A 16,750-nucleotide genomic window follows, 5' to 3' on the forward strand; every position below is an offset into this window, starting at 1 on the left:
GGCCTTTTCTCATGGCAACGGGCGCCGTTGCTTCGCCCGGAAAAACCGGCCACATCGACGCGGCGGGAGCCGCCCGCGACGAGCCAGAGAAGCGACGCCCCTTGAGCCATCGACCCGCCGCCCTCGCCGGCTTGCTGCCCGAACTGGGCCGGCGGACCCTCGTGATGGGCATCCTCAACGTCACGCCAGATTCCTTCTCGGATGGCGGCCGCTTTGTCGGCGAGGAAGCCGCCTGCCGGCAGGCCGACGCGCTGGCTGCCGAGGGCGCCGCGCTGGTCGATATCGGCGGCGAGTCCACCCGCCCCGGCCATGTTCCGGTGCCGGCCGAGGAGGAGCAGGCCCGCGTCCTTCCGGCGATCCGGGCCCTGGCGAACCGGCTCTCCGTCCCGATCTCGATCGACACCTACAAGGCCTCGACCGCCGAGAGCGCGCTGGCGGCCGGCGCCCGCATCGTCAACGATGTCTGGGGCCTGCAGCGCGAGCCCGACATCGCCCTCGTCGCCGCCGACCACGGCGCGCCGGTGATGATCATGCACAACCGCGAGACGATCGACGCCGGCCTCGACATCGTCTCGGACATGCTGCGCTTCTTCGAGGTCTCGCTCGGCATCGCCCGCCGGGCCGGCATCCCCGACGGCGACATCGTGCTCGATCCGGGCATCGGCTTCGGCAAGAGCTGGAACCAGCACCTCGAAGCACTGCGGCGCCTGCCCGAGATCCGCGCCCTCGGCTTCCCCATCCTCGTGGGCGTCTCGCGCAAGTCGCTGCTCGGCCGGCTGCACGACCGCGAGACCGCGCCGGCCGACCGGCTCAACGGATCGCTCGCGGCGCATGCGCTTGCCGCGACGCTCGGCGCCGACATCGTCCGCGTCCACGACGTCGCCGCCCATGTCGACGCGATGCGCGTGGTCGACGCCGTCCTGCGCCCGGGAGACCGCCGATGAGCGACCGCATCCTCGTCGAGCGCATCGCGGTCTTCGCCCATCACGGCGTGCTGCCCGAGGAGACGCGCCTCGGGCAGCGCTTCTACCTGTCGCTCGATGCGGCCCTCGACCTGGCGCCCGCCGGCCGCTCCGATGACGTGACGCGGACGGTGAGCTACGCCGACCTCGCCGCCATCGCGGTCTCGATCGCCACCGAGCGGCGCTTCGACCTGATCGAGGCGCTGGCCGAGGCGATCGCCGGCGAGATCCTGGCGCGGTTTCCGGCTCTCGAGGCGATCACCGTCCGGGTCGACAAGCCGAGCGCGCCGGTTCCCGCGAACCTCGACGGGATCGCGGTCCTGATCACCCGCAGGCGGGAGGCCCGGGCATGATGCAAGCCTATCTCGGCCTCGGCAGCAACATCGGCGACAAGGCCGGGCATCTCGCCGCCGCGGTGCGGGGGCTCGCGGCGGTTCCCGGCATCCGGATCACCGCGCGGTCGTCCGACTACCGCACCCCGCCCTGGGGCGAGACCGATCAGGACTGGTTCCTCAACGGCGCCCTCGCCATCGAGACCGACCTCGACCCGCACGCCCTCCTCGATGCCTGCCTCGGCGTCGAGCGCGATCTCGGCCGCATCCGCGAGCGCCGCTGGGGGCCGCGCGTGATCGACATCGACGTGCTGTCCTATGCCGGCGCCGAGGTCTCGGACGAGCGCCTCGTCCTTCCGCACCGCTACGTCCGCGAGCGCGCCTTCGTGCTGGTGCCGCTCGCCGAGATCGCGCCCGACCTCGTCATCGGCGGCGAGACCGTCGCCGACGCGCTGGCCAAGCTCGACCGCAGCGGCATCGAGCGGAACTGAACGCATCCCGGAACGACGAAGGGCCGGGCGTTCGCCCGACCCTTCGCGAGTGTTATGATATCCTGTCGACGATGCGTTCAGTGCGCGTTCGGCGCGAGCAGCTTGTTCTCTTCCTCTTCGAGCAGCGGCACGTCGAAGTCGCGAAGCACCGCTTCGATGTCGGAGCGGCGCTTGCGCAGGATGGTGTTCAGCGACCGCTTCCAGTCGTTCTCGCCGATCCGTACCGCCATGGCGATGCGGTAGCTCATCGGCGGGCGATCCGGCTCCTTCAGGAGCGGGATCACGTCCATCGCCGTGCCGCTCTGCTTGGCCAGCCACCCGGCGGACGGTCCCCAGAGCACCGCGGCGTCGATCTGCCCGGCCGCGAGGTCGGACACGATCTCGGCACCCACCGTCTGGTTCTTGCGGGCCGGGTCGAGCTGATACGGCGCGTAGGCCTTCATGCTCGAGATCAGGCCGAGGTCGCCCATCCGGTTGACCGGCGGCGTCCCGGCGATGACGCCGATGCGCTTGCCCTTGAGCTTGGGGTCGTCGAGCCCGGTCACCCCCGCCAGATCGCCCTGCTTCACGATGAGCGTGTAGACCGAGCGATAGTACGGATTGGTGTTCTGCACGCCCTCGCTGCCGAGAGCCGACCCGACGATCAGGTCGCACAGGCCGGTGCCGAGGGTGTTGCGGACGAAGCCGGGCCCCTGGGTCAGCCAGTAGTAGCGGACCTTGATCTTCAGCTCGTCGGCGATGATCGCCGCGATGCGGTACTCGAAGCCGTCCTCCTTGCGCTCGGAGAACGGCATGTTGCCCGGGTCGCCGCAGACGCGAAGCACGTCGGCAGTGACGAGATCGGGGACGTTCTGCGCCGCCGCGTCCCGCACCCCTGCCAGGAGAGGCAGGAGCGCGATCGCGACGGCGGCGTGGGTGCGTGCGCGGCGCATCAGCCGCCCATGCACTCCTTCTCGGCTTTCTTGGCGGCTTCGGGCTTGTCTTCCTTGTCGCCCGGGCGGACGCGACCCATCGCGCCGGAAGCGCGGGCCTTCAGGTAGACGTAGAGGTCGTCCGAGTAGCACATGACGTTCTTGTTATCGCCGAAGGCGGGCATGACCTTCTGGTCGGACGAGCTAACGTCCTGCTTGCCGCCGGCCAGGATGCCGATGAACTCCTCGTAGGAGAGGTGCTTGAGCGAGTCCTTGAGCGCCGGCGCGTAGGTCGAGCCCATGCCGTCCGGGCCGTGGCAGACGTGGCACTCGGCGTGATAGCGGCGGTAGCCGGAGTAAGTGTACCAGTCGAACTTCTTGCCCGCGTCGGTGATGTGGAAGGTCGGGTGACCTTCGGCATCGAAGTACTTGCCCTCTTCGACCTTCACCGCGGCATCCTTCTTGAGGAGCTTGTCGTCGGGCTCGGCCGACTTGTCGTCGGTGTTCAGCGAGTTGGCGAGGGCGGGATCGGCGGGCTTGGCATCCTCAGCATGTACGGCGACCATCGAGACGGACGCTAGGGCGAGGGCGGCCAGGAACGGCCGCGTGACGGATTTGCTGAGGTAATGCAACGCAAAAATCTCCCTGGGACCTGAAGGTCGAGCCGCTCTCAGGCGGCCTTTCGCAGCCTTCTTGAGGGCATTCTAATCATAAGAATGCCGGCGCGGAAACCCGCGCCGGCACTCATTTCAGAGCGGCTTCGTGCGACCGATTAGTTCGGCAGCGCGAAGACGGTGAGCTGACCACCGAGGTTGGTGTAGCTCGAGAGGGCGGCGTAACCACCCACCGCGCCGAGACCGGCGTTCGGGTCGGTCAGGCCGGCCGCGAGGCCGATGCCGGCCCAGCCACCGACACCCGACAGGATGCCGACGTACTGCTTGCCCTTGTGCTGGTAGGTCATCACGTTGCCGATGATGCCCGACGGGGTCTTGAACTTGTACAGTTCCTTACCCGTCTTGGAGTCGACGGCCTTCAGGTAGCCCTCGAGCGTGCCGTAGAAGACCACGTCGCCGGCGGTGGCGAGAGCGCCCGACCAGACCGAGAACTGCTCGGCGTTCGACCACTTGATCTTACCCTCGACGCCGTCCCAGGCGATGAAGTTACCCATGCCGCCATGGCTGTTCGGCGCGGGGTACATCGACAGGGTCGCACCGACGTAGGGCTGGCCCGGGGTGTAGGTCACCCGGAACGGCTCGTAGTCCATGCAGACGTGGTTGGTGGGCACGTAGAACAGGTTGGTCTTCGGCGAGAACGCAGCAGGCTGCTGGTCCTTGGTGCCGAGGGCCGCCGGGCAGATACCCTTGGAGTTGGTATCCTCGCCGTTCTGCTCGGTGGAGTACTTGGCCTGGACGAGGGGGCGACCGTAGGTCTTGGAGCCCTTGTCCATGTCGACCTTGGAGGCCCAGTTGACGACCGGGTCGAACTTCTCGGCGACGAGGAGCTCGCCGGTGGCGCGGTTGAGGGTGTAGCCGAAGCCGTTGCGGTCGAAGTGGGTCAGCAGCGGGGTCTCCTTGCCGCCGACCTTCTGATCCGTGAGGATCATCTCGTTGATGCCGTCGTAGTCCCACTCGTCGTGGGGGGTCATCTGGTAGACCCACTTGGCCACGCCCGTGTCGGGGTTACGCGCCCAGATGGTCATCGACCAGCGGTTGTCGCCCGGACGCTGCTTGGGGTTCCAGGTCGAGGGGTTGCCCGAGCCGTAGTACATCAGGTCGAGCTTGGGGTCGTAGGAGAACCAGCCCCAGGTGCAGCCGCCGCCGGTCTTCCACTGGTCGCCTTCCCAGGTCTTGGTCGACGAGTCCTTGCCCACCGGCTTGCCGAGGTAGGTGGTCTTCTCCGGGTCGACCAGCATCTGGTCGTCCGGGCCGATCGAGTAGCCGCGCCAGACCTTCTTGCCGGTCTTGGCGTCGTAGGCGGTCACGTGGCACTGCACGCCGAACTCGCCGCCCGAGATGCCGACGATGATCTTGTCCTTCACCGGCAGGACCGTGGCGGTGTTGGTCTCGCCCTTCTTGGGGTCGCCGTTCACCACCGACCAGTTCACCTTGCCGGTCTTGGCGTCGAGCGACACCACCGTGGTGTCGGCCTGGTGCAGGATGATCGCGTTGTCCGAGTAGGCCAGGCCGCGGTTGACCGTGTCGCAGCACATCACCGGGATCACCGACGGGTCCTGCTTGGGCTCGTACTTCCACACGATCTTGGCCTCGTGGTCGAGGTCGAGCGCGTAGACGATGTTCGGGAACGGCGTGTGGACGTACATCATGTTGCCGACGACGAGCGGCGAGCCCTCGTGGCCGCGCAGAACGCCCGTCGAGAAGGTCCAGGCCACCTGGAGGTTCTTGACGTTGCCCGCGTTGATCTGGTCGAGCTTCGAATAGCGCGTGTTGGCGTAGTCGACCGTCTGCAGCACCTGCTCGGCCGGGTTCGCCAGATGCTTCATCAGATCGTCGTTCGCGATCGCCGGGGCGGCAACCGCAAGGCTCGCGCCAAGCGCGAGAAGATGAACCGCTCTCATGTGTGTTCCTCCGACAAGTCTTGATGCCTTCCAGACACGACGCAGACCGCGTCGAGAAGACCTGACCTGACTCTTTGCGACAGGGATCGATTTGCTTCGGTAGCGGGCAGGAAATCGACGACTTTGGGTCGCCGAGCCAGAGGCCGCCATCCCTGAGGCGGCCCCCTCGAAACCGAAGCTTGAACGAACTCTAAGAGATTTTTGAGCCTCGTCAACTCGGTTCGGGCGCCTCCGATAGGGTTGTGCGCAAGTCGCCGCACCCTCGCGGGAAGACCAGGGTCGTTGACGCGCCGCAAAAACTTATTGTGCATCGCACAATAAGAGGTCGTGCCCAGGTGTTGTGCTTCGGCGTGAGCGGCAAACACATGCGCCGTTTGCAGCTTGAGCTTCGGCATTCGCGTTTTTCATGCGTTCGGTGCACGGTGCGCTGCCGCTTCGCGCGGCATGACGCGGCATCGCCTTGGCAATGGGCAGATGCGCTGCAAAATCCGGTCGCGACACCGCTGAGGATGCTTCGCGGTCAAGCTTCGGTGATTTCCTGCCGCTTCTGCGCGCTCTGGTCGCACGAAACCGCCGTCGGCGACCCAGAACGGCATTTTTCTGCGCCGAGCGATGTCGAGAATCGCCGTCTCGACGGTGGTCATCCGGGAAGGAGGATTGCCTCGCGGGCCGGCCGCGACGATCTCAGGCGAGGGTCCCGACGGCGCCGGTGCTCTCGAACTCGGCAGCGTCGCCGACGAGGTCGGTGAGCGAGATCGCGAGGGTCCGGCCGGTCTTCAGGCGCAGGGTGGAGTCCGGGATCAGCCAGATCGGGCGCAGGCCGGCATGGCTTCCGTGAAGGCTGCCATGGGCCGTGACGACGGATGCCCGCCGTTCCACGATCACCCGGTAGCGGACGCGGACGGTTCCGCAGCCCTCCGCCGAGACGGTGCCCCGCCCGGTCAGCGTCTGGAGGACTTCGTTGCGTTCGTGCATCGGATGCGACGTGGGGCCCTGGGACGTTTCGGCAATCGCATTGCCATTTAGTCCCGGTCCGTCCCGGTGTCACGGGTTCGCCTGCGATGGTCTCGCGTCGATGACCGGATGCCGGCCGATCGCCGGTTCAGGCCAGCGACCGCACCACGATGCGCCCGCCCTCGGCGGAGAGCGCGAGGCGACCGTGCTTCAGGTCGAGCGCCTTGCTGCCGAAGAGCTCGCGGCGCCAGCCCTGGAGCAGCGGCACGTCGGCCGCGTCGTCGTCGGCCACCGCTTCGAGATCGTCCACCGTGGCGATGATCTTCGGCGCGACGCCCTCGGTCTCGCACACCGCCTTCAGAAGCACCTTGAGCAACTCGACCAGCGCCCCGTTGCCGCCGCTGCGGCCGCGGCCGCGCTCGGGCAGCGCGATCTCGCCGACGTCGCGGGCGAACCCGCGCTCGACGGCGGCGAGGATGTCGGTGCCGGTGCGCGAGCGCTCGAAGCCCGCCGGGATCGAGCGCAACCGCCCGAGCGCCTCGACGCTGCGCGGCGCCGAGGTCGCGACGTCGATCACCGCCTCGTCCTTCAGGATGCGCCCGCGCGGCACGTTGCGCGTCTGCGCCTCGCGCTCGCGCCAAGCCGCCACCTCCATCAGCACCGCGATCTCGCGCGGCTTGCGCATCCGCCCCGACAGGCGGCGCCAGGCCTGAGCCGGGTCGGCGCGATAGGTGTCGGGCGAGGTCAGCACCGCCATTTCCTCGTCGAGCCACTGCCCGCGGTCGTCGCGCACGAGGTCGGCGACCAGCTTCTCGTACACGGTCACCAGATGGGTGACGTCCGACAGGGCGTAGGAGAGCTGCGCGTCCGAGAGCGGGCGCCGCGACCAGTCGGTGAAGCGCGAGGACTTGTCGATCTTCGCCTTGGCCACGTCGTTGACCAGCTGCTCGTAGGACACGGAGTCGCCGTAGCCGCAGACCATCGCCGCGACCTGGGTGTCGAAGAACGGCTGCGGCAGCAGCCCGCCCATCAGCCAGATGATCTCGAGATCCTGGCGGGCGGAATGGAACACCTTCACCACGCCCTCGTCCGCCATCAGGTCGACGAAGGGCTGGAGGTCGATGCCGTCCGCCAGCGGATCGACCAGCACGCCGGTCCCGTCCGGCGCCGCCATCTGGATCAGGCAGAGCTTGGGGTAGTAGGTCGTCTCGCGCATGAACTCCGTGTCCACGGTGACGAAGCTCTGCGCGGCGAGGCGGTCGCAGGCGTCGCGGAGCGCCTGCGTCGTACTGATCAGATCCATGCCCCCGGCTATATCGGAGGTTTCTTGTAAAGTGGAGCCGGATGCGCCGGCATCCCCATCGATCCTCAGGTTCGACGTCCCCGAGGACCTGCGCCGTCTTCGCTGGGCCCGCGGTTCCGCCGGGCATCCGCGACGGCGAGGCTCGGCACCCGGCCGCCCGGTCCCGCGGCGCGCCTTGACTTCGCCCCCCTCGCGTGAATGGTGCCGCGCTTCCATTCCAAGGTTTTGCGATGCACCGTTACCGGACCCATACCTGCGGGGCGCTGCGCCCATCCGATGTCGGCGCATCCGTCCGCCTCTCCGGCTGGTGCCACCGCATCCGCGACCATGGCGGCGTGCTCTTCATCGACCTGCGCGACCATTACGGGCTGACGCAGTGCGTGGTCGATTCGGATTCCCCGGCCTTCAAGGCGGCCAACACCGTGCGCTCGGAATGGGTCGTGCGCCTCGACGGGCGCGTCCGCACCCGGCCGGCCGGGACCGAGAACGCCGAGCTGCCGACCGGCGCGGTCGAGGTCTACATCGACGAGCTCGAGGTGCTGGGCGCGGCCGCCGAGCTGCCGCTGCCGGTCTTCGGCGACCTCGAGTACCCCGAGGAGACCCGCCTGCGGTACCGCTTCCTCGACCTGCGCCGCGAGAAGCTGCACGCTAACATCATGAAGCGCGGCGCGATCGTCGACTCGCTGCGTCGGCGCATGCGCGAGGGCGGGTTCTTCGAGTTTCAGACGCCGATCCTCACGGCATCGAGCCCCGAGGGCGCACGCGACTACCTCGTCCCCTCCCGCGTCCATCCCGGGAAATTCTACGCGCTGCCGCAGGCGCCGCAGCAGTTCAAGCAGCTGACGATGATCGCCGGCTTCGACCGCTACTTCCAGATCGCGCCCTGCTTCCGCGACGAGGATGCGCGCGCCGACCGCTCGCCGGGCGAGTTCTACCAGCTCGACATTGAGATGAGCTTCGTCACGCAGGAGGACGTGTTCCAGGCGGTCGAGCCGGTTCTGCACGGGGTGTTCAAGGAGTTCGCCGGCGATAAGCGCGTCACCGACGTGTTTCCGCGCATCACCTACGCCGACGCGATGCTGAAGTACGGCGTCGACAAGCCCGACCTGCGCAACCCGCTGCTCATCGCCGACGTCACGGCCGAGTTCGCCGAGGACGCGGTCGAGTTCAAGGCGTTCAAGGGCGTGATCAAGTCCGGCGGCGTGGTCCGCGCGATCCCGGCGACGGGCGCGGCGACGCAGCCGCGCTCGTTCTTCGACAAGCTCAACGACTTCGCCCGCGCCGAGGGCGCGCCCGGGCTCGGCTACGTGGTGTTCGAGGAGGTCGACGGCGCCCTCACGGGCAAGGGCCCGATCGCCAAGTTCATCCCCGCGCCGATCCTGGCGCGGATCGCCGAGAAGACCGGGACGAAGGCGGGCGACGCGGTCTTCTTTTCCGCCGGCACCGAGGCGAAGGCCGCGGCGCTCGCCGGCAAGGCGCGCATCCGCATCGGCGACGACCTCGGCCTGTCCGACAAGGACCAGTTCGCGTTCTGCTGGATCACCGACTTCCCGATGTTCGAGTGGAACGAGGACGAGAAGCACATCGACTTCTCGCACAACCCGTTCTCGATGCCGAACTTCGACCACGACGCCTTCCTGGCGCTCGGCGAAGGCGACGACGCCAAGATCCTCGACATCAAGGCGTTCCAGTACGACATCGTCTGCAACGGCATCGAGCTGTCGTCGGGCGCGATCCGGAACCACAAGCCCGAGATCATGGAGAAGGCCTTCGCGATCGCGGGCTACGGGCGCGACGTGCTCGAAGCCAAGTTCGGCGGCATGCTCAACGCGCTGCGCCTCGGCGCCCCGCCGCACGGCGGCATCGCGCCGGGTGTCGACCGCATCGTGATGCTGCTCTGCGAGGAGCCGAACATCCGCGAGGTGGTGCTGTTCCCGATGAACCAGCGCGCCGAGGACCTGATGATGGGCGCGCCGTCCGAGGCGACCCCGAAGCAGCTTCGCGAGCTGCACATCCGCCTGAACCTGCCTGAGAAGAAGGCGTGACCCCACGCGTCCTTCCCTCCCCCCGCAGAGGGGGGAGGGAAAAGCGGTCGCCCCGGGGAGTCCGTTAAGTGCCCAGCCTCGTCGCCGTCGTCGTCGCGCATGACAGCGCCGAGGCTCTGCCGGCCTGCCTGTCGGCGCTCGCGGCCGAGCATGTGCCGGCGATCGTCGTCGACAATGCGAGCCGCGACCGGTCGGCGGAGATCGCGGAGGCGGCCGGCGCGCAGGTGGTCCGCAACGCCCGGAACGAGGGCTACGGCCGCGCCAACACCCTCGGCGTCCGCGCCGCCGCGCAGGCCCGCTACGTGCTGATCCTCAACCCCGACGTGATCCTGCGGCCGGGCGCGGCCGACGCCCTGCTCGCCGCCGCCGAGCGCTGGCCGGAGGCCGGATTGTTCGCGCCGCGCATCGTCGAGCCGGACGGCCGGTTCTTCTACCAGTCGCGCTCCCTGCTGGCGCCGTACCTCACCAACCCGCGCGGGCGCCGCGACCTGCCCGCGGGCGATGCCTGCGCGCCGTTCCTGTCCGGCGCGTGCCTGATGATCGAGCGGACGTTCTTCCTGGCGCTCGGCGGCTTCGACGAGCGGATCTTCCTGTTCTACGAGGACGACGACCTCTGTCGCCGCATCGCCGATGCGGGCCGCGCCCTCGTCCACGTGCACGGCGCCGAGGTCCTGCACGGGCGCGGGCGTTCCTCGGCGCCGGAGCGCGGCCGGGTGTTCCGCACCCGCTGGCACCAGGCGTGGTCGCGCGCCTACGTCGCCCGCAAGTACGGGCTCGCCGACCCCATCCTGCCGGGGCTCGCGGCCAACGCGCTCAAGGCCTGCCTGTCCCTGCTGGTCCTGCGGCCTGCCGGCGTCGAGCGCTACGGCGGCTCGGCCGCGGGCGCCTGGGCCGCGCTGCTGGGACGGTCCGCGCTGGCCCGCGAGGGCCTCGAATGACCCGCGCCGCGACGGTGGCGGACGCGCTGGCCCGCCCGCACAACGGCTTCTCCGGCCTTCGCCTGGCGCTCGCGCTGGCGGTGGTGGTCTCGCATGCCTTCAGCGTCACCAACGGCAACGCCCTCGACGAGCCGCTGGCGCGGGCGACCGGCTTCACTCTCGGCGAGCACGCGGTGAACGGCTTCTTCGCGGTGTCGGGTTTCCTCGTGACGATGAGCTTCGACCGGCGCGGCCTCGTCGACTACCTCATCGCCCGGACCCTGCGCATCCTGCCGGGGCTCGTCGCCGCGACGCTGGTGGTCGCCCTCGTCCTCGGCGCCGCGATGAGCACGCTGCCGCTCGGCGAGTATCTGCGCGATGGCGGCGTCTGGCGCTTCGTGCGGGGCACGCTGACCACCTTCAAGAGCAACGCGTCGCTGCCGGGCGTCTTTCCCGACAACCCGTATCGCAGCCCGCTCGGCACGGTCTGGACCCTGAAATACGAGACCCTGTGCTATCTGGGCGTCGCCGCCGCCGGCCTCGTCGGCGCGTTGCGGACGCGCTTGGTGGTGCCGCTGATCGCCGCCGGCTTCGCGATCGCGCTCCTGATCGCGGATGCGAGGCATCCCGACCTGCCGAAGGGCCTTGAGACGGCGTTGCGGCTGCCGCTGATCTTCGCGATCGGCGCGGCGCTCTACGCCGGAAGGGCATCCGTGCGCCTCTCGGTCGTCCCGCTCGCGATCCTGGCGCTGTCCTGCCTCCTGGCGCGCCACACCCCGCTCTACCGCACGCTGCTGTTCACGGCGGAAGGCTACGGCGCAATCTGGCTCGGGCTGTCGCCCTGGCTGGCGCGCAAGGCCTTCGACCCGGCCGCGGACCTCTCCTACGGGATCTATCTCTACGGCTGGCCGGTGCAGCAGAGCCTGCATGCTTCGTGGCCCGGTGCTTCCCCGGCGCTGCTGCTGATCCCGGCGCTCGCGCTCACGATCCCGGTGGCCGCGGCCTCGTGGTACGCCATCGAGCGGCCGGCGCTGCGGCTGAAGACGCGGACCCTGGGACGCCGCGCCCTCGGCACCATCGAGCCGGCCGGTCCGTGACCGGCTCGGGCGCACGCGCCCTGCCCCCGGCCGCGGCGCTCGCGCACGCGGCGCGGCTTCTCGCCGAGCACGGTTTCCGGGTGACCGCGCGCAACGAGCGCGGCGACAGCCTGTACCTCCAACGCGCGGGATGCGGCTTCGCCCTGCGGCTCTCGAACCACGCGCGGACGGCCAAGCAGCGGCAACGCCGCACCGACGTGCTGGCGAGCCTCGTGGTCCGGGATGCGCGCCGCCCGGAGCAGGTCGCGGCCCTGGTCGCGGGTGCCCTGCGCGATTTCGACCTGGCGCGCGGCCGGCGCGAGGCTCAGGCCTCGGGTGCGGCGTCGCGGAAGTAGGGCTCGACCGTGCCCTTGAGCTTCACCGTCATCGGGTTGCCGGCGCGGTCCAGGGTCTTGCCGGCGCTGAGGCGGACCCAGCCCTCGCTGACGCAATATTCCTCGACGTTGGTCTTCTCGACGCCCTTGAAGCGGATGCCGATGCCGCGCTCCAGAATGGTTTCGTCGTAGAATGGGCTGTTCGGGTTCACGGCGAGGCGGTCGGGGGGCGTCTGGGACATCGGTCGGACCTTCGGGCGGGCGCTCAAGTGCGATCGGCCCGCGCGTAAGGGATTCAGGCAGGCGGTGCAACGGCGCGGGCGGCGGCGATCAGCTCGGGGATGCGCCCGCTCTGCAGCAGCGGCACCAGCGTCGCCACCGCCGCATGCGGCAGGTCCCACCAGGCGCAGGCGACGAGGTCCGCCACCGTCGCCGCGTCGAAGCGGGTGCGCACGACCCGGGCCGGGTTGCCGGCGACGATTGCGTAGGGCGGCACGTCGCGCGTGACCACGGCGTGCGCCGCCACCACCGCGCCGTGCCCGACCGTGACCCCGGACAGGATCAGGCAGCCCGAGCCGAGCCAGACGTCGTGCCCGATCGACACGTCCCCGCGCGAGGCGTGGTACCCGGCCGGCGCGTCCGCATCCGGCCACAGCCCGCGCATCGCGGCGAAGGGATAGGTCGAGGCCCAGTCGAGGCGATGGTCGCCGCCGAGCAGGATCTCGACCTTGTCGGCGATGGAACAATAGCGGCCGATCGTCAGCCTCCGCCCGGATTCGGCGAATCGCACCTTCGGGCGGCCGTACGAATAGGCACCGATGGAGAATCCGTGGGCGCGCACCAGCTTTTCCAGGTGGATCCGCGTCTCGTTGTTCGGGTTGCGCCCGCTGCGCAGCCGGTGCAACAGGGCCTTCATGCGAGGGCGTTCGGCGCCACACGACGTACGCGCCTGATCGAGGGAGAATGGGCCATGGGCGACAACATGTCCGAGGATCTCAAGTCAGGGGCTCTCGTCTATCACCGCCTCCCGCGCCCCGGAAAGCTCGAGATCCAGGCGACCAAGCCGCTCGGCAACCAGCGCGACCTGGCGCTGGCCTACTCGCCCGGCGTCGCCGCCGCCTGCGAGGCGATCGCGGCTGACCCGCAGGAGGCTGCGACCCTCACCATCCGCCAGAACCTCGTCGCCGTGCTCACCAACGGCACCGCCGTGCTCGGCCTCGGCAACATCGGCCCGCTCGCCTCGAAGCCGGTGATGGAGGGCAAGGCGGTCCTGTTCAAGAAGTTCGCCGGCATCGACGTGTTCGACATCGAGGTCGACCAGCTCGACGTCGCCAAGCTCGTCGACGTGGTGTGCTCGCTGGAGCCGACCTTCGGCGGCATCAACCTGGAGGACATCAAGGCGCCGGAATGCTTCGAGGTCGAGGAGCAGTGCCGCGCCCGTATGAACATCCCGGTCTTCCACGACGACCAGCACGGCACCGCGATCATCGTGGCGGCGGCCGTGCTCAACGCGCTCGAGCTCGCCGGCAAGCAGCTGTCGGACGTCCGCATCGTCACCTCGGGCGCCGGCGCGGCGGCCCTGGCCTGCCTCAACCTGCTGGTCTCGCTCGGCGCGACCCGTGAGAACATCACGGTCACCGACATCAAGGGCGTGGTCTACAAAGGCCGCACCGAGCTGATGGACCGGTGGAAGGACGTCTACGCCCAGGAAACCGAGGCGCGGACGCTGGCCGAGGTCATCCCCGGCGCCGACGTGTTCATCGGCCTCTCGGCCGGCGGCGTGCTCAAGCCCGAATACCTCGAGAAGATGGCCGAGAAGCCGCTGATCATGGCGCTGGCCAACCCCTATCCCGAGATCATGCCCGACCTGGCGCAGGAGAAGCGCCCCGACGCGATGATCTGCACCGGGCGCTCGGACTTCCCGAACCAGGTCAACAACGTCCTGTGCTTCCCCTACATCTTCCGCGGCGCGCTCGACGTCGGCGCGCGCAGCATCAACGAGGAGATGAAGAAGGCGGCGGTGAAGGCCATCGCCGCGCTCGCCCGCGAGACCCCCTCCGACGTGGTGGCCCGCGCCTATGGCGGCGAGGCCCGGCCGTTCGGGCCGCGCTCGCTGATCCCGAGCCCGTTCGACCCGCGGCTGATCCTGCGCATCGCGCCGGCCGTCGCCCAGGCGGCGATGGATTCCGGCGTCGCCGGCCGCCCGGTGGAGGACATCGCGGCCTACGCCGAATCCCTCGATCGGTTCGTCCACCGCTCCGGCTTCATCATGAAGCCGCTGTTCTCCAAGGCGAAGGAGAATCCCAAGCGCGTGATCTACGCCGAGGGCGAGGACGAGCGCGTGCTGCGCGCGGTCCAGGCCATCGTCGAGGACGGCGTCGCCAAGCCGATCCTCGTCGGCCGCCCGCGGGTGGTCGAGACCCGGCTCAAGCGCTTCGGCCTTTCGATCCAGGAGGGCCGCGACTTCGAGCTGATCGATCCCGAGGACGATCCGCGCTACCGCTCCTACGTCCAGACCTACCTCGACATCGCCGGGCGCCGCGGCATCACGCCGGATGCGGCCCGCACCCTGGTGCGCACCAACACCACGATCATCGGCGCCATCGCCGTGCGCCGCGGCGAGGCCGACGCGCTGATCTGCGGGCTCGAAGGCCGGTTCGAGACGCGACTGCGCATCATCCGCGACATAATCGGGCTGTCGCCCGGCGTGACGCAATGCGCCGCGATGAGCCTGATCGTCACCAAGAAGGGCGCCTACTTCCTCGCCGACACGCATGTGCGCCAGGATCCGAGCGCGGAGGAGATCGCCGAGCTCGCCGTCGCCTGCGCCGGGCACGTCACGCGCTTCGGCATCACCCCGAAGATCGCGCTGCTCAGCCATTCCGACTTCGGCCAGTCCGACACGCCCTCGGCGATGAAGATGCGGGCGGCTCTGGGCCTGATCAACGACCGTGCGCCCGAGCTTCAGGTCGACGGCGAGATGCAGGCCGATTCCGCGCTGTCCGAGATCGTCCGCGATCGGGTGCTGCCGGGCTCGCGCCTGAAGGGCGCGGCCAACGTGCTGATCTTCCCGAACCTGGACGCGGCCAACATCGCCTACCAGTTCGCCAAGGTGCTCGCCGACGCCCTCCCGGTCGGCCCGCTGCTGATCGGCCCGGCCAAGCCCGCCCACATCCTGACGCCGTCGGTCACGGCGCGCGGCATCGTCAACGTGACGACCGCGGCGGTGGTCGAGGCCCAGGCGGGCGGCGGCCAGATGCTCGACTCGGCCGAGCCCGGCGCGGGCATGCTGTCGGAGTAGCGGCCCGGGACTCTGGCCGTGTCCTTGCATTTCCCGATCCGAGTGGGATGCCGGGGGTCGAGACGATGTGCCAGGGCGACGATCCGAACTGCGCGGCGTTCGCGGAGCACCGCCGCCGCTTCCTCGGCGATCTCGCGCCCGAGCGACGCGCCTTCCTGAAGAGCGGCTTCGTCGCCACGGGCGGCGCTGCCGCGCTCGCGGCCGGCGGCTTGTCCCTGGTCACGCCCGCGCTCGCCCAGACCAGCGCGGCGCGCGGACCGCGGCAGGCGACGCACCAGGTGCTTCCGGCCAACGCCGACACGGTGCACTGGGGCTACTTCAGCAAGAACCTGAAGCCGCAGGTCGAGATCGCGTCGGGCGACTTCGTCACGATCGAGACCCTCACGCACCAGGCCAGCGACGATGCCGAGCGGATGATCCAGGGCGATCCGGGTGCCGAGAGCGTCTATCTGTGGACCAAGGACAAGAAGGGCGTCGCGCGGCGCGGGGCGGGCCCGGAGGATGCCAAGCTCGGGCCGGGCGGCGGTCTCGGCGTCCACATCTGCACCGGCCCGGTGGCGATCCGCGGAGCTGAGCCGGGCGACGTGCTGGAGGTCCGCATCCTCGACGTCGCGCCGCGGCCCTGCGCCAACCCGAAGTTCAAGGGCCTAGCGTTCGGAAGCAACGCCGCCGCCTGGTGGGGCTACCACTACAAGGACCTCATCACCGGCGACCGGCCGCGCGAGGTGGTGACGATCTACGAGGTCGACGCCACCGGCACGCGCGACTGGGCGAAGGCGGTCTACAGCTTCCGCTGGCCCGGCGTGACCGACCCGAACGGGATCGCGCACCCGACGATCGACTATCCGGGGCTGCTGGTCGATCACACGAAGACCGAGCGCAACTTCGACGTCCTGAAGGGCATCCGCGTGCCGATCCGCCCCCATTTCGGGACGATGGGCCTGGCGCCGGCCGAAGCCGACATGGTGAACTCGATCCCGCCGAGCTACACCGGCGGCAACATCGACAACTGGCGCATCGGCAAGGGGGCGACGATGTACTATCCGGTCGCCGTGCCGGGTGCGCTGTTCTCGGTCGGCGATCCGCATGCCAGCCAGGGCGATTCGGAACTCTGCGGCACCGCGATCGAGTGCTCGCTCACCGGCACGTTCCAGTTCGTGCTGCACAAGAAGCAGGACCTGCCCGGCACCGCGCTCGAGAGCCTCGACTTCCCGATGATCGAGACGCGCGACGAGTGGGTCCTCTCGGGCTTCAGCTATCCGAACTACCTCAAGGACCTCGGGCCGGCCGCGCAGGACGCGATCTTCCAGAAGTCCTCGATCGACCTCGCGATGCGCGACGCCTTCCGCAAGATGCGGCAGTTCCTGATGCACGCGAAGGGACTGACCGAGGACGAGGCGATCTCGCTGATGTCGATCGCGGTTGATTTCGGCATCACGCAGGTGGTCGACGGCAACTGGGGCGTCCACGCCATCGTGAAGAAGGCGATCTTCGCCGAGCGAACGGCTTGAGCCCCGACCGGAGCGCCACGCTCCGGTCCCGTACTCG

16 protein-coding genes are annotated in these 16,750 nt (G+C 69.3%); 9 read left to right on the forward strand and 7 right to left on the reverse strand.

Annotated elements, in window-relative coordinates; translation table 11 throughout:
• The first annotated feature begins 164 nt into the window (after window positions 1-164).
• Genes folP through folK form a run of 3 tightly spaced genes read left to right on the forward strand, consistent with a single transcriptional unit; the run spans window position 165 to window position 1,785 of the window.
• A complete protein-coding gene (folP, locus tag ACFZ8E_RS18445; protein ID WP_243934691.1) occupies window positions 165-944 on the forward strand; it encodes a dihydropteroate synthase in 780 nt (259 codons plus the stop codon).
• Window positions 941-1,315, forward strand: coding sequence for a dihydroneopterin aldolase (gene folB, locus ACFZ8E_RS18450; protein ID WP_147725789.1), 375 nt, complete (start codon window positions 941-943; stop codon window positions 1,313-1,315). The genes folP and folB overlap by 4 nt, the downstream gene beginning before the upstream one ends.
• Window positions 1,312-1,785 carry a 2-amino-4-hydroxy-6-hydroxymethyldihydropteridine diphosphokinase gene (gene folK / locus ACFZ8E_RS18455; protein ID WP_243950346.1) on the forward strand — a complete coding sequence of 158 codons (474 nt, stop codon included), beginning with the start codon at window positions 1,312-1,314 and terminating at the stop codon, window positions 1,783-1,785. The genes folB and folK overlap by 4 nt, the downstream gene beginning before the upstream one ends.
• A 77-nt stretch (window positions 1,786-1,862) precedes the next feature.
• On the opposite strand, the gene xoxJ is transcribed toward folK, so the two are convergent.
• The 5 genes from xoxJ to rnd form a co-directional block, all read right to left on the reverse strand.
• Window positions 1,863-2,717, reverse strand: coding sequence for a rare earth element methanol dehydrogenase accessory protein XoxJ (gene xoxJ, locus ACFZ8E_RS18460; protein ID WP_405043441.1), 855 nt, complete (start codon window positions 2,715-2,717; stop codon window positions 1,863-1,865).
• Window positions 2,717-3,262: a c-type cytochrome, methanol metabolism-related gene (locus ACFZ8E_RS18465; protein WP_210247496.1), complete on the reverse strand. Its 546-nt coding sequence runs from the start codon at window positions 3,260-3,262 to the stop codon at window positions 2,717-2,719. The genes xoxJ and ACFZ8E_RS18465 overlap by 1 nt, the downstream gene beginning before the upstream one ends.
• Window positions 3,263-3,468: 206 nt before the next feature.
• Window positions 3,469-5,271, reverse strand: coding sequence for a lanthanide-dependent methanol dehydrogenase XoxF1 (gene xoxF1 / locus ACFZ8E_RS18470; protein ID WP_405043442.1), 1,803 nt, complete (start codon window positions 5,269-5,271; stop codon window positions 3,469-3,471).
• Window positions 5,272-5,955: 684 nt separating this feature from the next.
• Window positions 5,956-6,246 (reverse strand): hypothetical protein, encoded by a 291-nt coding sequence (locus tag ACFZ8E_RS18475; RefSeq protein ID WP_243949454.1) that lies wholly within the window; start codon window positions 6,244-6,246, stop codon window positions 5,956-5,958.
• A gap of 127 nt (window positions 6,247-6,373) precedes the next feature.
• Window positions 6,374-7,528 (reverse strand): ribonuclease D, encoded by a 1,155-nt coding sequence (gene rnd / locus ACFZ8E_RS18480; RefSeq protein ID WP_147728090.1) that lies wholly within the window; start codon window positions 7,526-7,528, stop codon window positions 6,374-6,376.
• Between the two features lie 230 nt (window positions 7,529-7,758).
• Between rnd and aspS the strand changes: the two genes are divergently transcribed.
• The 4 genes from aspS to ACFZ8E_RS18500 all read left to right on the forward strand — a co-directional run bounded on the left by aspS (window position 7,759) and on the right by ACFZ8E_RS18500 (window position 11,922).
• On the forward strand, window positions 7,759-9,573 hold the full coding sequence (gene aspS, locus ACFZ8E_RS18485) for an aspartate--tRNA ligase (protein WP_147728091.1): 1,815 nt from the start codon (window positions 7,759-7,761) through the stop codon (window positions 9,571-9,573).
• 68 nt (window positions 9,574-9,641) lie between these two features.
• The gene (locus tag ACFZ8E_RS18490; protein ID WP_243949455.1) at window positions 9,642-10,511 is read left to right on the forward strand and encodes a glycosyltransferase family 2 protein; all 870 of its coding nucleotides are present in this window, start codon (window positions 9,642-9,644) and stop codon (window positions 10,509-10,511) included.
• Complete coding sequence (locus ACFZ8E_RS18495; protein WP_405043443.1) at window positions 10,508-11,587, forward strand: acyltransferase family protein; 1,080 nt, start codon at window positions 10,508-10,510, stop codon at window positions 11,585-11,587. Before ACFZ8E_RS18490 ends, ACFZ8E_RS18495 begins: the two co-directional genes overlap by 4 nt.
• Window positions 11,584-11,922: a hypothetical protein gene (locus ACFZ8E_RS18500; protein WP_243949457.1), complete on the forward strand. Its 339-nt coding sequence runs from the start codon at window positions 11,584-11,586 to the stop codon at window positions 11,920-11,922. Before ACFZ8E_RS18495 ends, ACFZ8E_RS18500 begins: the two co-directional genes overlap by 4 nt.
• Here the strand turns inward: ACFZ8E_RS18500 and ACFZ8E_RS18505 are convergent.
• Window positions 11,892-12,143, reverse strand: coding sequence for a DUF3297 family protein (locus ACFZ8E_RS18505; protein WP_147726094.1), 252 nt, complete (start codon window positions 12,141-12,143; stop codon window positions 11,892-11,894). The genes ACFZ8E_RS18500 and ACFZ8E_RS18505 overlap by 31 nt on opposite strands.
• A gap of 53 nt (window positions 12,144-12,196) precedes the next feature.
• The gene (locus ACFZ8E_RS18510; protein ID WP_187274811.1) at window positions 12,197-12,817 is read right to left on the reverse strand and encodes a CatB-related O-acetyltransferase; all 621 of its coding nucleotides are present in this window, start codon (window positions 12,815-12,817) and stop codon (window positions 12,197-12,199) included.
• Window positions 12,818-12,871: 54 nt separating this feature from the next.
• On the opposite strand from ACFZ8E_RS18510, the gene ACFZ8E_RS18515 reads away from it, so the two are divergent.
• Window positions 12,872-15,202, forward strand: coding sequence for an NADP-dependent malic enzyme (locus tag ACFZ8E_RS18515; protein ID WP_279603731.1), 2,331 nt, complete (start codon window positions 12,872-12,874; stop codon window positions 15,200-15,202).
• Between the two features lie 65 nt (window positions 15,203-15,267).
• On the forward strand, window positions 15,268-16,713 hold the full coding sequence (locus ACFZ8E_RS18520; protein WP_405044408.1) for an acetamidase/formamidase family protein: 1,446 nt from the start codon (window positions 15,268-15,270) through the stop codon (window positions 16,711-16,713).
• Window positions 16,714-16,750: the final 37 nt, after the last annotated feature.

Origin of the sequence: Methylobacterium sp. HMF5984, from assembly GCF_045033435.1 — a bacterium.
Classification (GTDB): Bacteria; Pseudomonadota; Alphaproteobacteria; order Rhizobiales; family Beijerinckiaceae; genus Methylobacterium.